Genomic DNA, 18,997 nt, shown 5'->3' on the forward strand with positions numbered 1-18,997 from the left:
AGGCGGTAAAGTTATCACATTTGTGCCTTGCCCTAAATCCCCGCCGTTGATAGAGTGCCAGCATCCCCAAGGGGTCTGTGGTTAGTGGCTCTTACCCTAGTGGCCGGCGCTATGGTCAAAAGGTTACGTTAATACGCCGATAGGGCTATTAAGCACAGCATTTTTGGGACTCGTTAACTGTTTTCGGCGGGCGCTTGGGCGTTTACGCCGCCGTTTGCGTTAGTCCGTAACAACAAATAGAGCCCGGCTCGCCTGCGTTGGGGCGAGTTGAGCAAGACCAGTATCTTAAGGCCATCAACACTCATGTTTAAATATCTTCGCGGCGCGTTCTCCAATGACCTCTCTATCGATCTAGGCACAGCTAACACGCTGATTTACGTGCGCGGACGCGGCATAGTACTCGACGAACCCTCGGTTGTGGCGATTCGTCATCACAACGGGCAAAAAATTGTCGAAGCAGTAGGCATGGAGGCCAAGCGTATGTTGGGTCGTACGCCCGGCAATATCACGGCCATTCGCCCCCTAAAAGACGGTGTGATTGCCGACTTTCAGGTAACCGAGAAAATGCTGCAGCATTTTATTCGCAAAGTTCATGAGAATAGCTGGTTTGCCCCAAGCCCCCGGGTATTGATTAGCGTGCCTTGTTTGTCGACTGAAGTTGAGAAGCGGGCCATTCGCGAGTCGGCCTTAGGCGCCGGCGCGCTGGAAGTTCGCCTGATCGAAGAGCCCATGGCGGCCGCTATTGGTGCCGGTTTAAAAGTGTCTGAGGCCAACGGCTCGATGGTGGTAGACATCGGTGGGGGTACGACCGAGATTGCCGTGATCTCACTTAACGGCGTGGTGTACTCCGACTCAGTACGTATTGGTGGCGATCGCTTTGATGAGGCCATTGTGAACTACGTGCGCCGTCACTACGGCAGCATTATTGGCGATGCTACCGCCGAGCGTATTAAGCAGGAAATTGGCTGTGCGTACGCCAGCAGTGAAGTGCGCGAGATTGATGTACGCGGTCGCAATCTGGCCGAAGGGGTGCCCCGCAGCTTTACCCTTAATAGCGATGAGATTTTAGAGGCGCTGCAAGAGCCGCTGGCGGGTATCGTGCAATCGGTTAAAAGTGCTTTGGAGCAGTCGCCCCCGGAGCTCGCTTCGGATATTGCCGAGAGCGGTGTGGTGTTAACCGGTGGCGGCGCTTTGCTGCGTGATATTGATCGTTTACTGGCCAATGAAACTGGCCTGCCTTTTGTGGTCGCCGAAGACCCTTTGACTTGTGTCGCCCGGGGTGGCGGTATGGCCATGGAGATGAACGACAAACGCAATATCGATCTATTGTCTTCGTAGTTCCGCCCGGATATTGCTCGCGCGGCATTTAGGGGCCACCCTTTGAGCCGCGCCTATCGACGAGTGCGTTGCGCCAGGAGATGCCACCATTAAAACTTTGTTCACTAAAGGCCCTGCTGTCAGCTTTCGCTTTGCCTTTTTTGGCCTGATTGCTCTGGCGTTGGTGTTGATTAGCCTCTACACCGACTGGCTCGACCCGGTGCGACGTGAGCTCAGCACGTTGGCCAAGCCGTTTTATCAAATTACCGATGTACCCCGCCGTATCAGTGACTGGAGCGATGAAACCTTCGTCTCGCGCGGCGAGTTGGTGCAAGAGAAAGAGCGGCTTGCCTCCGAGCTGTTAATTCATCAGCGCAAACTACAGCAAATGGCCGCCCTGGCCGCCGAAAATGTCCGCCTGCGACAGTTGCTTAATGCCACCGAAATCCTCGAAGACGATGTTTTAGTGGCCGAGTTAATCGGTGTATCCCCTAACCCGCTCAGTCATACTCTGGTGCTTAACCGCGGTAGCGACGATGGCGTTTCGGTGGGGCAGCCGGTGCTGGACGCAAAAGGTCTGATGGGGCAAGTCATTGAGGTGGGGCCCGACAGTGCGCGGGTGTTGTTGCTTACTGACCCCTCCCACGCCCTGCCGGTGCAGGTTAATCGCAACGGTATACGTACCATTGCTGAAGGCACCGGCTCCCTGGATAGCCTGACGCTGCGCCATGTGTCGAACACCACGGATATTCGGGTAGGAGACTTGTTGGTCAGTTCGGGCTTGGGCCAACGTTTTCCGGCGGGCTATCCGGTTGCCGTGGTAGAGCACATTGAGCGAGACCCCGGCCAGCCTTTTGCGCAAATCACCGCACGGCCTATGGCTCAAATGGACCGCACACGCAACGTGTTGCTGGTGTTTGAAGCTCCTCAGGTTGATTAGCGCACTATGCTGCCCGATCGCGCATCCGTTTATATTTTAGTCGTGCTAACTGTGTTTGTGGCGATGCTGCTGGATGTTTATCCGCTGGCACTGGAGTATCGGATTTTTCGGCCGCAATTTACGCTGCTGGTGGTGATTTACTGGGTTTATATTCTACCCCAAAGCAGCAGTATGGCGCTGTTGCTGCTACTGGGCTTATTGCAGGATGTGACGGTGGGCGCCCCGCTGGGGCAGCATCCGCTGATGCTAATAATGGTGGGGTATTTGTGCCTGCGCAGTTATCGCCGCGTGCGTCACTTTGCTCGCTGGCAGGAGTCGCTCTGGGTGCTGCTGCTAGTGGCAAGTGCTCAACTGTTAGCCTATTGGGTACAGGCGCTTCACGGGCGGCAAATGGACGGCTTTGAGTTTTTGCTGCCGGCGGTTGCCAGCGCCTGCTGCTGGCCACTGCTGGCGATGGTGTTTGACCGGCTGCGGCGTCATTACCGCATCGCCCGCCAGGTGTAGCTGAGCGAATATCACTATGAGCCTTGCCTCCCCTCAATTGTTTCTCGCGTCCGGCTCGCCAAGGCGCGCCGAGCTGTTGCGTCAAATTGGCGTAGATTTTACCCGGGTGGTCATCGATGTGCCCGAGGTGCCCGCGCCTCAGGAGTCCCCTGAGGATTACGTTACTCGCCTGGCCGGCAGCAAAGCCGAGGCGGGCTGGCGTGCCCTGGAGTCAGCTAGTGGTAATCACGTGGTGCTCGGGGCCGATACTCTCGGCGTGCTCGATGGCCAGTTACTGGAGAAACCTAAGAGCCAGGTACACGCCGCCCAATTGTTGCGGGCGATGTCCGGTCGCAGTCACACGGTGATGACGGCCGTTGCTTTAACCAACGGCACAGATACAGATGTCTCATTGGTACGCACCGAGGTGTGGTTTCGCGAGCTGAGCGACACAGAAATCGCCCAATACTGGCATACCGGCGAGCCCGCCGATAAAGCCGGCGGTTATGGCATTCAGGGGTTGGGGGCGGTGTTTGTGCGCGAAATTCGCGGTAGCTACTCTAATGTGGTGGGTTTGCCGCTAGAGACGACAGCACCCCTGTTGACCAAGTACAATGTACCCTTTTGGCTTGTCCGGGAGTGAGTGCACCGCGCTTTTTGCGAGTGAGTACTGGCGGATGACACGGGTGGGATGCGCACAGTGAGTGAAGAAATTCTGATCAATGTATCTCCGGTGGAGACTCGGGTGGCGCTGGTCGATAACGGCGTACTGCAAGAGTTACACGTCGAGCGCAGTCACGGTCGCGGCTTTGTCGGAAATATCTACAAGGGCAAAGTGGTTAGAGTCTTACCGGGCATGCAGGCCGCGTTCGTCGACATTGGCCTGGAGCGTACCGGTTTTATCCACGCCCAAGAGCTGGTGCCCGAGCACGCCGAAGGTGAGCCGCGCCCATCAGAGCTGCCCGACATCCGCACTCTGGTGCGCGAGGGGCAGACGCTTCTGGTGCAAGTCAGTAAAGATCCTATCAGTACTAAAGGCGCCCGCCTTACCACGCACATCACACTGTCTTCACGTTATCTTGTTTATATGCCCAATAGTCCGCACATTGGAGTGTCGATACGCATTGACGACGACGCCGAGCGCAAGCGCTTGCGCGACGCGGTTGAGGCCAGTGTGCGCGAACAAAATATCAGTGGCGGGTTTATTGTGCGCACTGTGGCTGAGGGCATCGCCGCCGACTCGGTGGTCGGGGATATCCCCTTTCTGCAAAAGCTCTGGCAAGATTTAACTGACCGCCTGGGGGCCATCAAGGCGCCGGCGGTGATTTATGAAGATATGCCGTTGACCTTGCGTTCGCTGCGGGATTTAGCGCGCTTGCCCATCGAGAAAATTCGCGTTGACTCTCGCCAAAGCTGGTCACAAATGCGTGAGTTTGCCAATGAGTATTGCCCGCAATTGATTAACATCATTGAGTGTTATCAAGGCGAGCGACCATTGCTCGATTTATACGGCGTTGAGGATGAAATTGCCCGGGCACTGGACCCGCGGGTGCCGCTTAAGTCAAACGGATACTTGATTGTTGAGCAAACCGAGGCGATGACCACGGTGGACGTCAATACCGGCGCTTTTGTTGGGCGGCGCAACCTGGAAGAGACGATTTTTAAAACCAATATGGAGGCGGCCGGTGCGATTGCCCGCCAGCTTCGGGTGCGCAACATTGGTGGCATTATCGTATTGGATTTTATCGATATGCAAGACCCCGAGCACCAGCGGCAAGTGCTGCGTACCTTAGAAAAAGCACTCGATCGCGATCACGCCAAAACGAATATTACCGGTGTGTCGGAGCTCGGTTTAGTCGAGATGACCCGCAAACGCACCCGCGAGTCTCTGGGGCAGTTACTATGTGAGAGCTGTCCGGTGTGCCAGGGGCGCGGTAAGGTAAAGTCAGCCGAGACCGTGTGCTACGAGGTGTTTCGTGAGATTTTGCGCGAGGCGCGTGCCTACGATAACGAGAAGTTTTTGGTGTTGGCCGCCTCGGTTGTGGTCGACCGTCTGCTCGACGAAGATGCCGCCTATGTGGCCGACCTCGAAGCGTTTATTGGCCGCACCATTGAGTTTCAGGTTGAGCCTTTGTTTACACAGGAGCAGTACGACATTGTCTTGGTGTGAGCGCGCTGTAGGCAACGGATTGCGATTTTTGGTGTGGGGCGAGGTTTAACGGATGCTTCGGGCGCTGGGTTACCTGCTGCGTAAACTTTGCCTGATTTTGGCGGTGCTGGTGATTGCCTTGGCTGTTTTGATTCAGGCCGGCCGCAGCTTTTCTTACTTGGTGGCCGATTACCGACAAGAGCTGGAAGCACTGCTGTCTGAGCAAACCCAGGGGCAGGTAAAACTGGCGCAGGTAAGCGCTGACTGGAGTGGCTTGCAGCCAGTGTTGGAGGTTACCGGCCTCGAGGTAGATACCGCGACCGGTGAGCGTTTACTGGCAATGGATCGGGCGCGTTTACGCCTGGATATTATTGGCTCGGTACTCGCCTGGCGCCCGGTGTGGGGAAACGTCGAGTTAGCCGGTGGGGCGATGGCGCTGCGCCAAGACGACCAAGGCCACTGGCGCCTGCAAGGGGTTAGCAATGACGGTGTGCGCCCAAGCGGTAATCTGCACGACAAAATACTCGATATTTTATTGGCCTCCCGACGTATCGCCTTTAAAGAAACCCACCTCGATTTTTATTTTACCAGCGGCGAGCAAGTTCGCCTCGAGTCGCCCTCACTACTGCTAGAAAACAGTGGCGACTTTCACCGCCTGTTGTTGCAGCTGGATGTTGCCGAACAAGCCGGTGCTTTGTTCTTTTTAATGGAGGGGCGCGGCGACCCGAGAGACAAGCGCTTTAGCGCTGATGCTTACCTGCAGCTACGAAACTTTCCCGCTAATAACGTTATTGCCGCTGCACTCAAAAAAGCGGGGCTGGCACCCGAACAACTGTCGCCCGCTGGCAGTATTAGTGCGAGCTTATGGTTTGGTCGCAAAGCGGCCAATGCCAGTGTCAGCGTAGTGGGGGATGTTGAGCTGGCCGATGTGACGGCTGGGCTGCCCGACACGCCTACCTCGCTAACCCGTGTGCGGGCCGACGTTAGCGGGCAGTTTGCCAGCCTGGATCGCTGGCATGTGGCGCTACAGCAATCGCTTTGGGTGCTCGATGACGATACCCACCTGGAATTTGATTTTGTCGCCGGCAGGGCAGGGCCAGCAGAGCCCGTGAGCGCCCGGGCCTCTCGGTTAGATTTGGCAAAAGTAACGCGAGTATTGCAGCGCGGGCAACTGTTAACACCGTATCCGGCTCTGACCAAGTTGGTCGATAGTTTAGACGCCCGAGGTAAGCTGGAGGCTTTAGAGTTAACGGCTGTTCCCGGCTCATGGGCCGACTGGACGCTCTCGGCAGCGCTCGATACGGTAAGCGTTGGTAGCTGGAATCAGGTGCCCGCCTTTGAACGTGTCTCCGGCTTTGTAACGGCCGGCGTTAAGGGTGGCTACGTACAGCTCGATTCGCGCGATGGTTTTAGTATGGCGTTTCCGGGGGTGTATGAGCGAGCGTTAATGTTTGATTCGGCTCGCGGCCGGGTAGCGTGGCACTTAAGGCCGGAGGATAACCGCATTTTTGTCAATAGCGGCCCGCTCGATGTCACTGACGGCGCCGAGCAAGCACAGGGATATTTTCATTTGGAGATACCCTGGCAGCGCAATAGCGGGCCAATTGATTTAACGGTATATGTTGCCGCGCAGCAGATGGCTGCGGGGCAGTATAAAAAATATTTACCGGCGGTGGTGCCCGAGGATGTAACCGAGTACCTAACTCGCGGTATCGGTGATAGCAACCCGGGCGTCGCCGAGCAGGCCGCTTTTATTTATCGCGGTGCTATCAATAGTCGCGCCCCCGCCGATCACAGTGTTTCGCTCAAGCTTGATATCGATAAGGGCTATTTTAATTACCACCCGGATTGGCCGGCTGCGCGCAATTTACAGGGACGGCTGCTGCTGGATAACGCCGACCTTTACACTTCGCTTAAGCGCGGCCAGATATACAACAGCGATGTGCAAAACGCGACTATTACACTGCGCGATAATCCGGTTGATGATGGCAAAGTCTTGGGTGTCAATGGTCGGTTAGATGGCATTGCCAGCGACGGTTTACGTATTTTACGCCAGAGCGTGTTGCGCGATTACGTCGGCGACAATATGGATACTTGGTATCTGCACGGCGATTTAATCGCGGCGGTTGACTTGGCGATTCCGTTAAGCGCTGGCGCCGCCGGTAGTTATCACGATGTACAAATCGACATCGATGCCTCAAGTTTTGCACTGGATAACTACGACCTGGAGCTGGCTGATTTTAGCGGGCGAATTTTTTATAACAGCGACGACGGGCTTAGCTCCGAGAACCTGCAGGGCCAGCTGTTTGGTCGTGATGCTACGATTACGCTTGACACTGAGTATGAGGGGCCGCAAACGCGTACCGTGATTGATGTGGCCGCGGAGGCAAGTGTGAAACAGCTGGCCGAGTGGCGCTCGCAGCCGGCACTGTTGTTTGCCGAGGGGCAGGTGCCTTTTGATGTGCACGTTGCGTTGGATCATCGTTCGCGAGCCGGTGCGGACGCCGCTGAGCCGAATGAGTTTTTAGCCGATGGCGCAGCAGCGGAAGATGAACTGATTGCCGCTGTGGGGGTGACCGCCGACTTGACCCACACTAGCGTCAGCCTACCTCGGCCACTGAATAAGGCGACAGGTGTAGCCGGCGAATTAGTGGTGAATTATATTTTAGGTAAGCAGACGGCGCTGGCCGATGTGCATTATCTGGACGAGCTGCGGGCGACCTTACACATCGACCCCGAGGCGCAAAGCCTGCTTGGTGGCGCCATTGCTTTAGGTGGCGAGCCAGAATTGTTGCCGCAGCCGGCACTACATGTGAGCGGGCAAATCGATACGATTGATGTGAGCGCCTGGCAGGAGGTGTTAGCGCGACTGGAGACGTATCAGCGTGAGATGCCGGGAGCCTCCGGGGCGGTTACTGCGAACCTCGCCGATGAGCGAACACCGCTGTCTTCCCTGAATGTGCCGCTGGCGGCTGACCTGCGTATCGCCGAGCAGTCACTTGGCGCTCTTGACCTAAAAGCGTTGCGCTTGCAGCTGCGTCAGCTACCGGATGCCTGGGACTTTGTCGTTACCAGCGATCGCTTAACGGGTGAATTAAACTGGCCACTGGATTCGCAGGCCCCGGCGGTACTGGCAATCACACAGCTGCAGTTGCCCCCGGTGGCAAAAAGTGAGCCTGAGGCAAGTGCTGCGGAGCTAAGCCCGGACTCCGCTGTAACCCTGACCCCTGAAACGTTGCAGCGGTTGCGCCGGGCAGAGGTGACGATAGAGCAATTGCAGTTGGGCGAGGCGCATTATGGCCGCTGGCAATTTAACCTGGAGCCGTTTAGCAATACCTTGGTGCTTACGGACCTTGAGGGCGAGGTGCGTGGTTTATCGGTTAAGGGCCGCGAAGGCGGTGGCGGGACGTTGCGCTGGCAACTTGCCCCAGAGGTAACCGAGTTGGAGGTTGCGGTATCGGCCCACGATATGGCCGATGTTATGGATCAATGGCAAGCCCCGCAAAGCATAGAAAGCGAGTCGGCTGAATATCAATTGGCGCTGAGCTGGCCCGGTGGCCCGGCAGCGTTCGAGTTGGCTAAGCTTGAAGGCGATGTGGCGGTAGATATTGGTTCCGGGCGCTTTGTTCGCGACTCGGCGATCGCGGGCGAGGGGTTGCTGCGTTTGATGGGGTTATTTAACTTCGATTCGCTGGCACGTCGCCTGCGGTTAGACTTCTCGGATTTATACAAAAGCGGTTTAACCTTTGATGCCATTACCGGGTCGGTGCGTTTTGAGTCGGGGCAGATGGCGGTCGTCGAGCCGGTACTATTGCGCTCGCCCTCGAGCCGAATGCAGCTTACCGGCACTGTTAACCTGTTGGATCAGACGCTTGATACGCGTTTGGTGGCCACCTTGCCCATGGGGGGTAATTTGACCGTGATTGCCGCGCTTGCCGCCGGTTTGCCCGCAGCTGCGGGGGTGTTTGTCATCAGTAAGTTATTTGAAGAGCAGATGAACAAAGTGACCAGTTTGACCTATCGTATTAGCGGAGGCTGGGACAACCCGGTGACGGCGTTCGACCGGGCGTCGGAGGTGGAGTAACAATATAAGTTTTAATTGGCTGTGGTTGCGGCTCGGGGATTATTCGTGTTGCGCGAGCGTGTCGCGGATACAGCGAAACAGTTTGCGCGATTGCCCGGAGGCCTTTTCTTGTGGTTGCGATTTGCTCGCCTGACGAATGAGCTGACGCAAGTGTTGGATGTCCACCTCGGGGTACTCGCTAATAAAACGATTGAGCGCGTCGTTACCGCCGGTTAAAAGTTCATCGCGCCAACGCTCGATCAGGTGTTGCCGCTGTACGCTTAAGGCCCCCTGAGATTTTATGGCGCTCAATTGCGTCGTAAGCTGCTCGCTGTCGACTAACTGCATGAGCCGACCAATCCGCTGTAACTGACGGCGTCTCGCCTCGCGTTGGCGGATGCGCCCCATCTCGATTACCGCTTCACGCAATTCATCCGGTAGTTCCAGCGCGGCCAAGTGCGCTGCGCTTAATTCTGTGAGTTCTTGCCCGAGTGCCTGCAGCGCATGCATATCTCGCTTGCGCTGAGATTTGCTGGGGCCGTCGTAAAACTCTTCGGTGTCAGATTCAAAATCGGTTGTCATGGTGTTACGGCTGGCTCGTATTGGGTGGGCGCGGGATTATAACAGCTTGTCGGACGAGGCGCAGTGCACAGGATTATTCTTCCTGCTCGTCAAAGCCCGCCTCTATAAGTGTGCAGATGGCCTCGAGCGCCTCGTCCTCGCGAGGGCCATTGGCGCGAACACAAACCTCAGTGTCAATACCGGCGGCCAGCATCATCAGAGCCATCATACTGGCTCCGTCGGCAGATTTATCGGCCACGATCAGCTCGACCTGACAGGGGTACTCTTTGGCCAGTGCTACCAGCTTTGCGGCGGAGCGGGCGTGTAGCCCTTTGCGATTGACGATCGTCACAAATTTCTCAGGCATTTAATGGCTCTCTTTTGTTGCGTGGCCAAGCTCGCGGTGCCTGACCTGAACATTGTCCAGCTCCTGGGCAAAGTGAGCCTGCAACTTTTGGCACAGGTAAACCGAGCGGTGTTGGCCGCCGGTACAGCCTATGGCAATGGTGATATAGCTGCGGTTATTGGCTTGGTAGTGGGGCCACCAGCGCGTTAAATAATTTTTAATATCCTCCAGCATATCCTGCACCAAAGGCTGCTCATCCAAAAACGTCATCACATCCTGTTCGAGCCCGGTTTGTGCTCGCAAGTTAGGGTCCCAGTGGGGGTTGGGTAAGCAGCGGGCATCAAACACCAGGTCGGCATTGTTTGGGGGGCCGTGTTTAAAGCCAAACGATTCAAACAGTACGGCCATACCGACGGCGTTGGGCTCGGCGACGCGCTCTTTAACCAGGTCGCGCAATTGGTGCACGTTAAGTGCGCTGGTGTCGACGACTAAGTCTGCGCTATCGCGCATAGGCAGCAGTAGTTGGTGTTCGGTTTGAATGGCTTCTGTGAGGTTGGTGTGCTTATCACTGAGCGGGTGCTTACGGCGCGTTTCACTAAAGCGCTGAATAATTTTTTCGGCCCCTGCGTCGAGAAAGATTACCGTAAACGGCAGGCGCGCTGCACGTAAAGGCTCGATGGCGCTGGGGAACATGGCGAGATCCTGCCAGGCATCGCGAATATCGATGCCGATGGCAAAGCTCTGGTTGGCCGCGTCTTTGTGCAGCTGGATCTGATCGATCAACGTGGGTAATAAGCTTACCGGCAGGTTGTCGATGCAGTTATAGCCCGAGTCTTCCAGCGCGTTAAGCGCCGTACTTTTGCCCGAGCCGGATAATCCACTGACGATGACTAAGTGCATACGGCTTACCGATTAGTTGTCGTGAGCAATGGCAGCGGCGTACAGCGCCGCTGCTGAGTCTGCATCGCGCAGCGACTGGCGGTAGTCGCTCTCGTTAAGCGCGCCGGCGAGGGCTGCCAGTGTGTGTAAATGCTCGTCATTGGCTTGATCCGGGACGAGCATGGCAAACAGTACGTCTACCGGGTCGCCGTCAATCGCATCAAAGTCGATAGGGTCTTTTAGGGTGATAAGCGCCGCGATGGTGGCATCGCAGCCTGGCAACCGGCTGTGGGGAATGGCTATGCCGTGGCCGATCCCGGTGGAACCGAGTTTTTCCCGGGCAATTAAGCGGCGGAAGATGTCGTCCGCGTCCATGCCGGGGATGCTCTCGGCGATGGTGTTGGCGAGTATCTCCAGGGCGCGCTTTTTGCTGACGCCCTCGATGCGGCTTAATGTGCGTTCCGGCGATAAGATCTGTGCAATTTGCATAGTTATTGAGTCACTAACGGTGGCTGCGAAGTTTTTCTTTGTGTTTTATAAGTTGTCGGTCGAGCTTGTCGGTCATGGCATCGATCGCGGCGTAGAGGTCTTCGGATTCGGCGTCGGCAAATAAATCTTTGCCGTTTACATGTATCTTAGCTTCGGCTTTTTGCGTCAGCTTTTCTACGGATACCGTCACGTTGATGCTGGTAATTAGGTCGCTGTGATGGGTGAGCCGTTCCAGTTTAGATTCGATGTAATTATGAATCGCTTCAGTTACATCTACATGATGGCCGCTGATCGTTACTTGCATACACTACTCCTCGTCTGGCTTACCTAAATAGGCGGCCCCCGCGCCTGTGACGGGCGCGAAGGTCTAGCTTGTGGCAGAACTTCAACATAGCAAGGATTGCCAGTTCTGTCACATGGGCCTCGCCTTAACCGAGCCCTTTGCGCTCGTTGGAAGGCGGAATATTGAGAGACTCGCGATACTTGGCAATGGTGCGGCGCGCAACCCGAATCCCTTGCTCCGATAGCATTTCGGTAATTTTACTATCACTTAAGGGTTTTTTGGGGTTCTCGGCCGCCACTAGCTTTTTAATAATAGCCCGAATTGCGGTGGATGAGCACTCGCCGCCGGAGTCGGTACTAACGTGGCTGGAGAAAAAGTACTTGAGCTCGAATATGCCTTGCGGGGTGTGCATATACTTTTGGGTTGTCACCCGGGAGATGGTCGACTCGTGCATCTCGACCAGCTCGGCAATATCGTGCAGTACCAGAGGCTTCATGGCCTCGGCGCCATACTCCAGAAAGCCGCGTTGTTTTTCAACGATGCAGGTGGCGACTTTTAGCAGCGTCTCATTGCGGCTTTGCAGGCTCTTTAAAAACCAGCGGGCTTCCTGCAGGTTGTCTTTTAAAAAGGTGTTGTCGCGGCTTGAATCGGCGCGCTTAACCATGGAAGCGTAGCCCGAGTTAATGCGCAGCTTAGGCGCAATATCCGGGTTTAGCTCGACCGTCCAGCGGCCCTCTTTTTTATCGACAAAGACATCGGGAACCACATATTCGGTTTCGCTGGTGCTGATGCTGTCGCCAGGATGCGGGTTTAGGGTTTTAATTAGTGCGACGGCCTGGGCCAGCTCGGGCTCTTTAAGCCGGGTTTTGCGCATGAGTTGGCGATAATCACGGCTGCCAAGCAGGGGCAGATACTGGCGCACGATAAGCTGCGCGGCCTCGAGATACGGTGTGTTTTTGTCAAACTGTGCCAGCTGTACCAGTAGGCAGTCGACTAAGTCGATGCTGCAGGTGCCGCACGGGTCAAACTGCTGTAAGCGGTGCTGAACCGCCTGCACTTCGTCGAGCTCCAGGTCATCCCAGTTGGCGGTTAAGCCCTCGTAGATGTCCTCTATGGTACTGCTGAGCAGGCCGGAGGGTTCTACCGAGTCTATGATGGCAAGGGCGATGATCTCGTCCCGCTCGGACATTGGCGTTAGGTTGAGCTGCCACATCAGATGGTCGTACAGCGACTCCGTATTGCCGCGGCGGCTTTCAAAGTCGTTGTCATCGCCTTCATAGTTGCTGGAGGGCAGGGTGGAGGCAGAGCTCTCGTAAACGTCATCCCAGCTGGTATCAACCGGTAAGTCCTGTGGGATGGATTCGTTCCACTCGCCATCGGCCGTGGATTCGTCTGCCTCGGAAGCGGCATTGTTGCTCGGTGCATCGGCGTTGCTCAGCTCGTCCTGGCTGTTGTCGCGGCGTTCTTCTTTGCCGTCGGTGTCACTTTCCTTTTGGTCGCTACCGTTGGTGTCATCGAGGTTCTCCTCGACTTCGAGCATGGGGTTGGAGTCCAGCGCCTCTTGAATCTCTTGTTGCAGATCCAGCGTCGAAAGTTGTAGTAGGCGGATGGCCTGCTGCAACTGCGGCGTCATGGTGAGCTGTTGACCCAACTTTAGCTGTAGGGACTGCTTCATAGTATTAGCAATGGCACTCAGATTATGTGTGGTAACCGTGGAGTTTAGTCATCAACACTGACCCAAGCAAGGGTGTTAAGCAATCTTTGTGCCTGATGGGCAAAAAATAAAAAATGTCAAGGGCGACGGCGCCAGGGCGTCGTTACAGCATGAAGTTGTCGCCAAGATAGACTTTACGCACTTTTTGGTTGGCCAGAATCTGCTCGGAGCTGCCTTCGGCGATGATGCTGCCCTCGCTGACGATGTAGGCTTTTTCGCAGATGCCCAGGGTTTCCCGGACGTTGTGGTCGGTAATAAGGATGCCGATACCGCGATCTTTAAGGTGGCGCACGATGTGCTGGATATCGCTTACCGAGATAGGGTCGACCCCGGCAAAAGGCTCATCCAGCAAAATAAAGGCGGGATTAGTGGCCAGGGCCCGGGCGATCTCGACCCGGCGGCGTTCGCCACCAGACAGCGACATGCCCAGGTTGTCGCGAATGTGGGTAATGTGAAATTCGTGCAGTAGTTGCTCTAGTTGTTCGTTACGCTGCTTTTTGTTGAGGTCGCTGCGGGTTTCTAAGATGGCAAGAATGTTGTTTGCCACGGACAGTTTGCGAAACACCGACGCCTCTTGCGGTAGGTAGCCTATACCCGCCCGTGCCCGGCCGTGAATCGGCAAATGCGTAAGGTCGAGCCCGTCGAGCGTTACCCGGCCGTTGTCGGCTTTGACGAGCCCGGCAATCATGTAAAAGCAGGTGGTTTTACCGGCGCCATTAGGGCCGAGCAAGCCAACGATTTCACCGCTGCTGACCGACATAGAGACATCGGCGACAACCTGACGGCGTTTATAACTTTTGGCGAGGTTTTGTGCAGTAAGAGTTGCCATAATTATTGCGTACCAGCCCCTGCAGGAATCACCATTTTAATGCGCTCGCTAGAGGATTCGTCGCTCTGGGCGTTAATCAGCTCCCGGGTTAAGTCGTAATGGATGCTGTGGCCCTGCATGATGGCGCCGTCTTGTTCAAGTTTGGCGCTGCTGTTAAGTGTCACGGTGCGCTCGTCGTGGTTGTAGCTGATCTCCCGGGCCTCGGCAAACACCTTGCCCTTGTTGGCTTGCGGCTGTTGCTGAAAGTGCGCCGGCGAGCCAGTAGCCTCGATTTTGGCTACCGAGTTGTCGCTTTTAAAGTGGATAACAATACGGTCCGCATCGATAATCAGCGAGCCCTGCTGCAAGCGCGCTGAACCCGTGTAAGTCACCAGGCCGTTTTTTTGGTCAAACAATTGTTTGTCGGCCTGCAGCTGAAAGTCCTGCTCGCGGTCGTCCGGTAGCGCCTGTGCGGAGGTGGCAATAGTCGCCGTCGCTATGAGCGCGGCGACGTATTTAAGCAGCTCGCGCTTATTGAAGTGGCGCAAAAAGTAATTAGGGAGCATAGGTGGCTTTTACCTCGGATAACAATTCAATACGTCCGTTGTTGAGCTCGGCATTGAGGCCTATTGCACGGGTGGTACCGCGCTCGCTACGCATGGTAACAGGTTTGTCGGTATGCGCGTATTGCTGGTCAGTGTCGATAGTGAGCTCATCGGTGGTCAGGGTGACCCAGCCGTATCTACCTTTTTCGTTCCAAACCTGAACATTATTTTGCAAGGTGATGGTGTTGTTTTGGCTGCGCCCTTCTTTGGCGGAGAGCTGCCACGGGGCGGTGTCGGGCGCGCCATAAATGGTGACGTGAGGGTGGTCTACTTCACTGTTGGCGATGGCGCCATCACTGTACGAAACCGCCGAGCGGGCGACCATTTTATGCTCTAGGATGCCGGCGTTGCTGTAAGTGCGATCAACGACGCCCACCATGTACGATTGCGGGTAGCGCTTCTCGTTTGACTTGTCTGCTTCCGGTGCGAGCATCTCATGGGGTGAGTATTGCAACGCGCCATAAATCAAGGCGCAACACAGAGACATGAGCAGGATCCAGGATTTTGGTTGGCGGCGCCGCACGGCACTAGCCCTCTGTTGTGATAAATGAAGCAAGCATATCAGCGTAGGTGCCTTGGGCTTGCATGATTAGGTCACAAGCGTCGCGTACCGCGCCTTCGCCGCCACGGTTGTGGCTGATCCAGTGGGCGCGCTCGGTAACCGCGCTGTGGCCATTGGGTACCGATAGCGCCAGGCCTACCCGGGTCATAATTGTCAGGTCGGGCCAGTCATCGCCCATGTGGGCGATTTCATCGGGGGCGATATTCATGCCTTCGATCATCTCGCCCAGTGCTTGCCATTTGTCTTCGCGGCCTTGGATGAGTAATTCAATACCTAGCTCTCGAGCGCGTCTGGCAACCAGGGCGCTGGTACGGCCGGTAATGATGCCTACCTTAACGCCAGATTTTTGCAGCAACTTAAGCCCTTGTCCATCGAGTGTATTAAAGGCTTTTAGTTCATTGCCGGCGTTATCGAAGTACAGTTTGCAATCGGAAAGTACGCCGTCTACATCCAATAATAAGAGTTTGATGCGGCGTGCTCGTGCGAGAGTGTCTTCAGTCATAAGTCTACAGCTGTATTGGGGTTAGCAAAGCGGCGCGATTAAATCACACCGGCGCGTAATAAGTCATGCATATGCACAACACCGGTGGCAACGCCTTGTTCATCGGTTATCACCAGCGCGGTAATCTTGCGCGTCTCCATTAAATTAAGTGCCTCGGCCGCGAGCGTATCCGGGCCTATGGTGGTGGGCGTGGGGTGCATGATTTCGTGCATTTCGGCGGAGTGAATGTCCACGCCGCGATCGATGCTGCGGCGCAAGTCGCCGTCGGTAAAAATGCCGGCCAGGGTGCCGTCGTCATTGACGATGGTGGTCATGCCGAACCCTTTGGAGGTCATTTCAAGCAGCGCCCGCGCCAGGGTGTCTTTGGGTTTTACGGCGGGCAGGGCGTCGTCATCGTGCATGACGTCGCTAACCCGTAATAACAGCTTGCGTCCCAGTGAGCCGCCCGGGTGCGAAAACGCGAAATCCTCGGCGGTAAAGCCTCGGGCCTCAAGCAGCGCAATGGCAAGTGCATCACCCAATACCGTGGTAACGGTGGCGCTGGAGGTAGGGGCGAGCGCCAGCGGGCAGGCTTCGCGCTCCACCGCGATGCTTAAATGGACCTCGGCGGTTTGCGCTAGCACCGAGTTGGGCGCGCCGGTCATGCTGATCATCGGGACGCCCAGGCGCTTGATCAGTGGCAGTAATGCCAGCAGTTCGGGAGAGTTGCCCGAGTAAGAGATGGCAATGAGTAAGTCGTCTCGGGTCAGCATGCCTAAATCGCCATGGCTGGCTTCACCCGGATGCATAAAAAACGCTGGGGTACCGGTGCTGACGAGGGTGGCCGCTATTTTTTTGCCCATATGGCCGGATTTGCCCATACCTGAAACGATCACGCGGCCGCTGCACTGTAAAATTTGCCGGCAGGCGAGCTCAAACTGCTCGTCGATATGATCGCGCAGTTCTGTTACCGCCTGCGCTTCTAATTCAATGGTGCGCAGCGCTGACTGAGTAAAGTCGAAGTCGGTCATGATCCCTTAGGCGTCTCAAAGCATTTTTTGAATGGGCGCTAGTATAGTGGATTAACCCAGCAGTAGGGCGTAATAGCCCACATACAGCACAAGCAACAATACGCCCAGCGGTTTGCCCAGGGCCGCACCACCGCTATTGCGGCGCATGAGGTAACTTATGTAGAGGGCGAGAGCCAGCACCAACGTTAGGCCGCCCATGGCCATAAAATCGCGGTTAAAGACGGCCGGCTCCATATCGAGCGGTGCGACGATGCCGGGTATTGCCATCACGGCTAATAGGTTAAACAGGTTGGAGCCAATCACGTTGCCAATGGCGATGTCATAGTGGCCTTTTAAAGCGCTGACTACCGAGGCCGCCAGCTCTGGTAGGCTGGTGCCTACCGCCACTACCGTCAGGCCGATCACTAGTGGGCTGACGCCAAACGCCAGGGCTAATTCGCTGGCGCCTCGAACCAGCAAGTCGGAGCTGATGATAAGAATCACCAGGCCGATAACGAACCACGCAATCGAGGCAATCCGGCTCATGACTGGGATATCATCTTCTACCTCTTCGGGGTGATGGCGCTTACTCCAGATGATCAATCCCATGACGCAGGGTAGCAGGGCCAGCAGGATCCAGCCTTCGGCACTGGAGAGAGTGGCGTCACTCAGAAACCACCCGGCGAGGGCGGTGACCAGTAATAATATTGGCAGCTCGATTTTTAGCAGGTGGTTTTGCACGGGCAGAGCGGCAATTAGCGCCGTGGCGCCCAGTACCAGCCCGATATTGGCCAGGTTGGAGCCTAGGGCGTTGCCGATAGCAAGGTCGCCGGCGCCTTTGAGTGCGGCATTTAGCGACACGACGACTTCCGGCGCCGAGGTACCGAAGGCGACGATGGTGAGACCAATGATCAGTTTTGATATGCCAAAGGTGCGCGCCATGGCCGCGCTGCCGGCCACAAATTTATCGGCGCTCCAGATTAAGCCGACAAAGCCGACCAAAACTAATAGGGCGGGGATCCAAAGCTGGGTCATAAAGTGGTCTCGGTAGAATGCTGACTGATTTTTTTACTAAGGGTTGGCACCATTTTACTGAGCGGTTGTCAGTAGGTGGGCGCGGGGCTAAATGGTATAGTGTTCCGCATCGCACAGCAATTAGATGCGGCCAGCTTATGGTTTGTTTAATGTGAATCCTAACGCTGGGTAATCCGGCGAGCTCTGTAGGACGTATCTTTGTTATTAGTCAGGCTCGTACATGGCGTCGGCTAGGGAAGAGTTTGTGGTAATTTACTCGTTAAGGAATGGAAAGATGACTCGATTTTCGTTACAAAAGCCGCTGCAGGTTGCTGTGGTGTTTTTTATGTTTATGTCACTGCTGGCTCGCGCCGAAAGCGCCGACCCTTACCAGGTAGTAGATGACGTAACCAATAAATTGATTAGTGCGGCGCAGGAGCATAATAAAGGCGGTGATAAGGCCACTTTTGATGCTCAGGTCATGGCGGCGCTGGAGCCTGTGGTGGCGTTTGATTACATCGCCCGTGTGGTGATGGGTAACTACTACGGTAAAGCGACCGACGAGCAAAAGCGTGCATTTGCCGATAAATTTCAGTCTGACCTGGTGAACACCTACGCCAAAGGTATCGCGACCTACGCTGACAGTAATATTCAACTAACCCCCGCGTCTGAGCCGGCGGGCGATGCGCGTCGTGTCACCGTCGAGCAGCAAGTAAGCCACGAAGGCTCTACTCACAAGCTGTCCTATACCATGGGTAAAAACCGTGAGGATCAGTGGAAGCTGATCAACGTAGTTCTCAACGGTGTGAATCTCGGCCGCTCGTTCAGCAGTCAGTTTGAGCAGCTGGCCAACAAGTACAATGGCGATATCGATCGGGTTATCAGCCATTGGGACTCGTCAGAAGGCTAAAGATCCCCTGTCAGTAGCGCTCGTGCGCCTTGGAGGTGCGCGGGGCGCTACAATCCGGTAATATTCCCGCCTTGAGATTCCAATTTGTTGGCCCGCTTTGCGCGACGGCCAACCCAGCCCTATGGGAGAGCTATGCAAGCCCACGAGATTCAAGCACTTATAGAAAGCCACATCGCCGATAGTCAGGCACAGGTCACTATTGAAGGTAGTCATGTGCACCTGGTGGTCGTGAGCCCAGCTTTTGCCGGTGTTAGTCCTGTTAAAAAGCAGCAGATGGTGTATGCCGTGCTGACGGATCAAATCGCCAGCGGCGTGATTCACGCCGTACATATGAAAACGCTAACTCCCGAAGAGTTTGCCCGCCAGTCCAGCTAACAGGTAGC

General features: G+C 55.8%; 20 protein-coding genes. 8 read left to right on the top strand and 12 right to left on the bottom strand.

Annotated features, from left to right (window positions below):
• The first annotated feature begins 303 nt into the window (after nt 1-303).
• The 6 genes from SD69_RS06035 to SD69_RS06060 all read left to right on the top strand — a co-directional run bounded on the left by SD69_RS06035 (nt 304) and on the right by SD69_RS06060 (nt 8,973).
• Nucleotides 304-1,338: a rod shape-determining protein gene (locus tag SD69_RS06035; RefSeq protein WP_041522495.1), complete on the top strand. Its 1,035-nt coding sequence runs from the start codon at nt 304-306 to the stop codon at nt 1,336-1,338.
• A gap of 97 nt (nt 1,339-1,435) precedes the next feature.
• Nucleotides 1,436-2,257: a rod shape-determining protein MreC gene (gene mreC / locus SD69_RS06040; protein WP_232301157.1), complete on the top strand. Its 822-nt coding sequence runs from the start codon at nt 1,436-1,438 to the stop codon at nt 2,255-2,257.
• Between the two features lie 6 nt (nt 2,258-2,263).
• Nucleotides 2,264-2,761, top strand: a complete 498-nt coding sequence (gene mreD, locus SD69_RS06045) for a rod shape-determining protein MreD (RefSeq protein ID WP_041522496.1) — start codon at nt 2,264-2,266, stop codon at nt 2,759-2,761.
• A gap of 16 nt (nt 2,762-2,777) precedes the next feature.
• Nucleotides 2,778-3,383: a Maf family protein gene (locus SD69_RS06050; protein ID WP_041522497.1), complete on the top strand. Its 606-nt coding sequence runs from the start codon at nt 2,778-2,780 to the stop codon at nt 3,381-3,383.
• A 57-nt stretch (nt 3,384-3,440) separates the two neighbouring features.
• Nucleotides 3,441-4,910, top strand: a complete 1,470-nt coding sequence (gene rng, locus SD69_RS06055) for a ribonuclease G (RefSeq protein ID WP_041524496.1) — start codon at nt 3,441-3,443, stop codon at nt 4,908-4,910.
• 52 nt (nt 4,911-4,962) lie between these two features.
• A complete protein-coding gene (locus SD69_RS06060; RefSeq protein ID WP_041522498.1) occupies nt 4,963-8,973 on the top strand; it encodes a YhdP family protein in 4,011 nt (1,336 codons plus the stop codon).
• A 39-nt stretch (nt 8,974-9,012) separates the two neighbouring features.
• Here SD69_RS06060 and yjgA read toward each other — a convergent pair whose 3' ends face one another.
• From yjgA to SD69_RS06120, 12 genes are all read right to left on the bottom strand, one after another.
• Nucleotides 9,013-9,534, bottom strand: coding sequence for a ribosome biogenesis factor YjgA (yjgA, locus tag SD69_RS06065; protein ID WP_041522499.1), 522 nt, complete (start codon nt 9,532-9,534; stop codon nt 9,013-9,015).
• A 73-nt stretch (nt 9,535-9,607) separates the two neighbouring features.
• Nucleotides 9,608-9,880: an HPr family phosphocarrier protein gene (locus tag SD69_RS06070; RefSeq protein ID WP_041522500.1), complete on the bottom strand. Its 273-nt coding sequence runs from the start codon at nt 9,878-9,880 to the stop codon at nt 9,608-9,610.
• The gene (rapZ, locus tag SD69_RS06075; RefSeq protein ID WP_041522501.1) at nt 9,881-10,759 is read right to left on the bottom strand and encodes an RNase adapter RapZ; all 879 of its coding nucleotides are present in this window, start codon (nt 10,757-10,759) and stop codon (nt 9,881-9,883) included.
• A 12-nt stretch (nt 10,760-10,771) separates the two neighbouring features.
• Nucleotides 10,772-11,227, bottom strand: a complete 456-nt coding sequence (gene ptsN, locus SD69_RS06080) for a PTS IIA-like nitrogen regulatory protein PtsN (RefSeq protein WP_041522502.1) — start codon at nt 11,225-11,227, stop codon at nt 10,772-10,774.
• A gap of 13 nt (nt 11,228-11,240) precedes the next feature.
• Complete coding sequence (gene hpf / locus SD69_RS06085) at nt 11,241-11,531, bottom strand: ribosome hibernation-promoting factor, HPF/YfiA family (RefSeq protein ID WP_041522503.1); 291 nt, start codon at nt 11,529-11,531, stop codon at nt 11,241-11,243.
• A 124-nt stretch (nt 11,532-11,655) separates the two neighbouring features.
• Complete coding sequence (locus SD69_RS06090) at nt 11,656-13,185, bottom strand: RNA polymerase factor sigma-54 (protein ID WP_041522504.1); 1,530 nt, start codon at nt 13,183-13,185, stop codon at nt 11,656-11,658.
• Nucleotides 13,186-13,327: 142 nt separating this feature from the next.
• Nucleotides 13,328-14,053 carry an LPS export ABC transporter ATP-binding protein gene (gene lptB, locus SD69_RS06095; RefSeq protein ID WP_041522505.1) on the bottom strand — a complete coding sequence of 242 codons (726 nt, stop codon included), beginning with the start codon at nt 14,051-14,053 and terminating at the stop codon, nt 13,328-13,330.
• A gap of 2 nt (nt 14,054-14,055) precedes the next feature.
• Complete coding sequence (gene lptA / locus SD69_RS06100) at nt 14,056-14,598, bottom strand: lipopolysaccharide transport periplasmic protein LptA (RefSeq protein WP_052480930.1); 543 nt, start codon at nt 14,596-14,598, stop codon at nt 14,056-14,058.
• Complete coding sequence (gene lptC / locus SD69_RS18000) at nt 14,588-15,124, bottom strand: LPS export ABC transporter periplasmic protein LptC (RefSeq protein WP_052480931.1); 537 nt, start codon at nt 15,122-15,124, stop codon at nt 14,588-14,590. The genes lptA and lptC overlap by 11 nt, the downstream gene beginning before the upstream one ends.
• 40 nt (nt 15,125-15,164) lie before the next feature.
• Nucleotides 15,165-15,701, bottom strand: coding sequence for a KdsC family phosphatase (locus SD69_RS06110; RefSeq protein ID WP_041522506.1), 537 nt, complete (start codon nt 15,699-15,701; stop codon nt 15,165-15,167).
• Nucleotides 15,702-15,739: 38 nt separating this feature from the next.
• Nucleotides 15,740-16,711, bottom strand: coding sequence for a KpsF/GutQ family sugar-phosphate isomerase (locus tag SD69_RS06115; protein ID WP_041522507.1), 972 nt, complete (start codon nt 16,709-16,711; stop codon nt 15,740-15,742).
• A gap of 51 nt (nt 16,712-16,762) precedes the next feature.
• The gene (locus SD69_RS06120; RefSeq protein ID WP_041522508.1) at nt 16,763-17,725 is read right to left on the bottom strand and encodes a calcium/sodium antiporter; all 963 of its coding nucleotides are present in this window, start codon (nt 17,723-17,725) and stop codon (nt 16,763-16,765) included.
• A gap of 274 nt (nt 17,726-17,999) precedes the next feature.
• On the opposite strand from SD69_RS06120, the gene SD69_RS06125 reads away from it, so the two are divergent.
• Nucleotides 18,000-18,614 (top strand): MlaC/ttg2D family ABC transporter substrate-binding protein, encoded by a 615-nt coding sequence (locus SD69_RS06125; protein WP_052480932.1) that lies wholly within the window; start codon nt 18,000-18,002, stop codon nt 18,612-18,614.
• 132 nt (nt 18,615-18,746) lie between these two features.
• Entirely contained in the window at nt 18,747-18,989 is a 243-nt protein-coding gene (locus tag SD69_RS06130) for a BolA family protein (RefSeq protein WP_041522509.1), read from the top strand.
• Nucleotides 18,990-18,997: the final 8 nt, after the last annotated feature.

Origin of the sequence: Gilvimarinus agarilyticus, from assembly GCF_000832015.1 — a bacterium.
GTDB classification, from domain to species: Bacteria; Pseudomonadota; Gammaproteobacteria; order Pseudomonadales; family Cellvibrionaceae; genus Gilvimarinus; species Gilvimarinus agarilyticus.

Bases quoted from the DNA above. Each gene is read 5' to 3' on its own strand.
- SD69_RS06035 (WP_041522495.1), top strand. From the start codon at position 304: ATGTTTAAATATCTTCGCGGCGCGTTCTCCAATGACCTCTCTATCGAT.
- mreD (WP_041522496.1), top strand. From the start codon at position 2,264: ATGCTGCCCGATCGCGCATCCGTTTATATTTTAGTCGTGCTAACTGTG.
- SD69_RS06050 (WP_041522497.1), top strand. From the start codon at position 2,778: ATGAGCCTTGCCTCCCCTCAATTGTTTCTCGCGTCCGGCTCGCCAAGG.
- SD69_RS06060 (WP_041522498.1), top strand. From the start codon at position 4,963: ATGCTTCGGGCGCTGGGTTACCTGCTGCGTAAACTTTGCCTGATTTTG.
- yjgA (WP_041522499.1), bottom strand. From the start codon at position 9,534: ATGACAACCGATTTTGAATCTGACACCGAAGAGTTTTACGACGGCCCC.
- SD69_RS06070 (WP_041522500.1), bottom strand. From the start codon at position 9,880: ATGCCTGAGAAATTTGTGACGATCGTCAATCGCAAAGGGCTACACGCC.
- rapZ (WP_041522501.1), bottom strand. From the start codon at position 10,759: ATGCACTTAGTCATCGTCAGTGGATTATCCGGCTCGGGCAAAAGTACG.
- ptsN (WP_041522502.1), bottom strand. From the start codon at position 11,227: ATGCAAATTGCACAGATCTTATCGCCGGAACGCACATTAAGCCGCATC.
- hpf (WP_041522503.1), bottom strand. From the start codon at position 11,531: ATGCAAGTAACGATCAGCGGCCATCATGTAGATGTAACTGAAGCGATT.
- SD69_RS06090 (WP_041522504.1), bottom strand. From the start codon at position 13,185: ATGAAGCAGTCCCTACAGCTAAAGTTGGGTCAACAGCTCACCATGACG.
- lptB (WP_041522505.1), bottom strand. From the start codon at position 14,053: ATGGCAACTCTTACTGCACAAAACCTCGCCAAAAGTTATAAACGCCGT.
- lptA (WP_052480930.1), bottom strand. From the start codon at position 14,598: ATGCTCCCTAATTACTTTTTGCGCCACTTCAATAAGCGCGAGCTGCTT.
- lptC (WP_052480931.1), bottom strand. From the start codon at position 15,124: ATGTCTCTGTGTTGCGCCTTGATTTATGGCGCGTTGCAATACTCACCC.
- SD69_RS06110 (WP_041522506.1), bottom strand. From the start codon at position 15,701: ATGACTGAAGACACTCTCGCACGAGCACGCCGCATCAAACTCTTATTA.
- SD69_RS06115 (WP_041522507.1), bottom strand. From the start codon at position 16,711: ATGACCGACTTCGACTTTACTCAGTCAGCGCTGCGCACCATTGAATTA.
- SD69_RS06120 (WP_041522508.1), bottom strand. From the start codon at position 17,725: ATGACCCAGCTTTGGATCCCCGCCCTATTAGTTTTGGTCGGCTTTGTC.
- SD69_RS06125 (WP_052480932.1), top strand. From the start codon at position 18,000: ATGACTCGATTTTCGTTACAAAAGCCGCTGCAGGTTGCTGTGGTGTTT.
- SD69_RS06130 (WP_041522509.1), top strand. From the start codon at position 18,747: ATGCAAGCCCACGAGATTCAAGCACTTATAGAAAGCCACATCGCCGAT.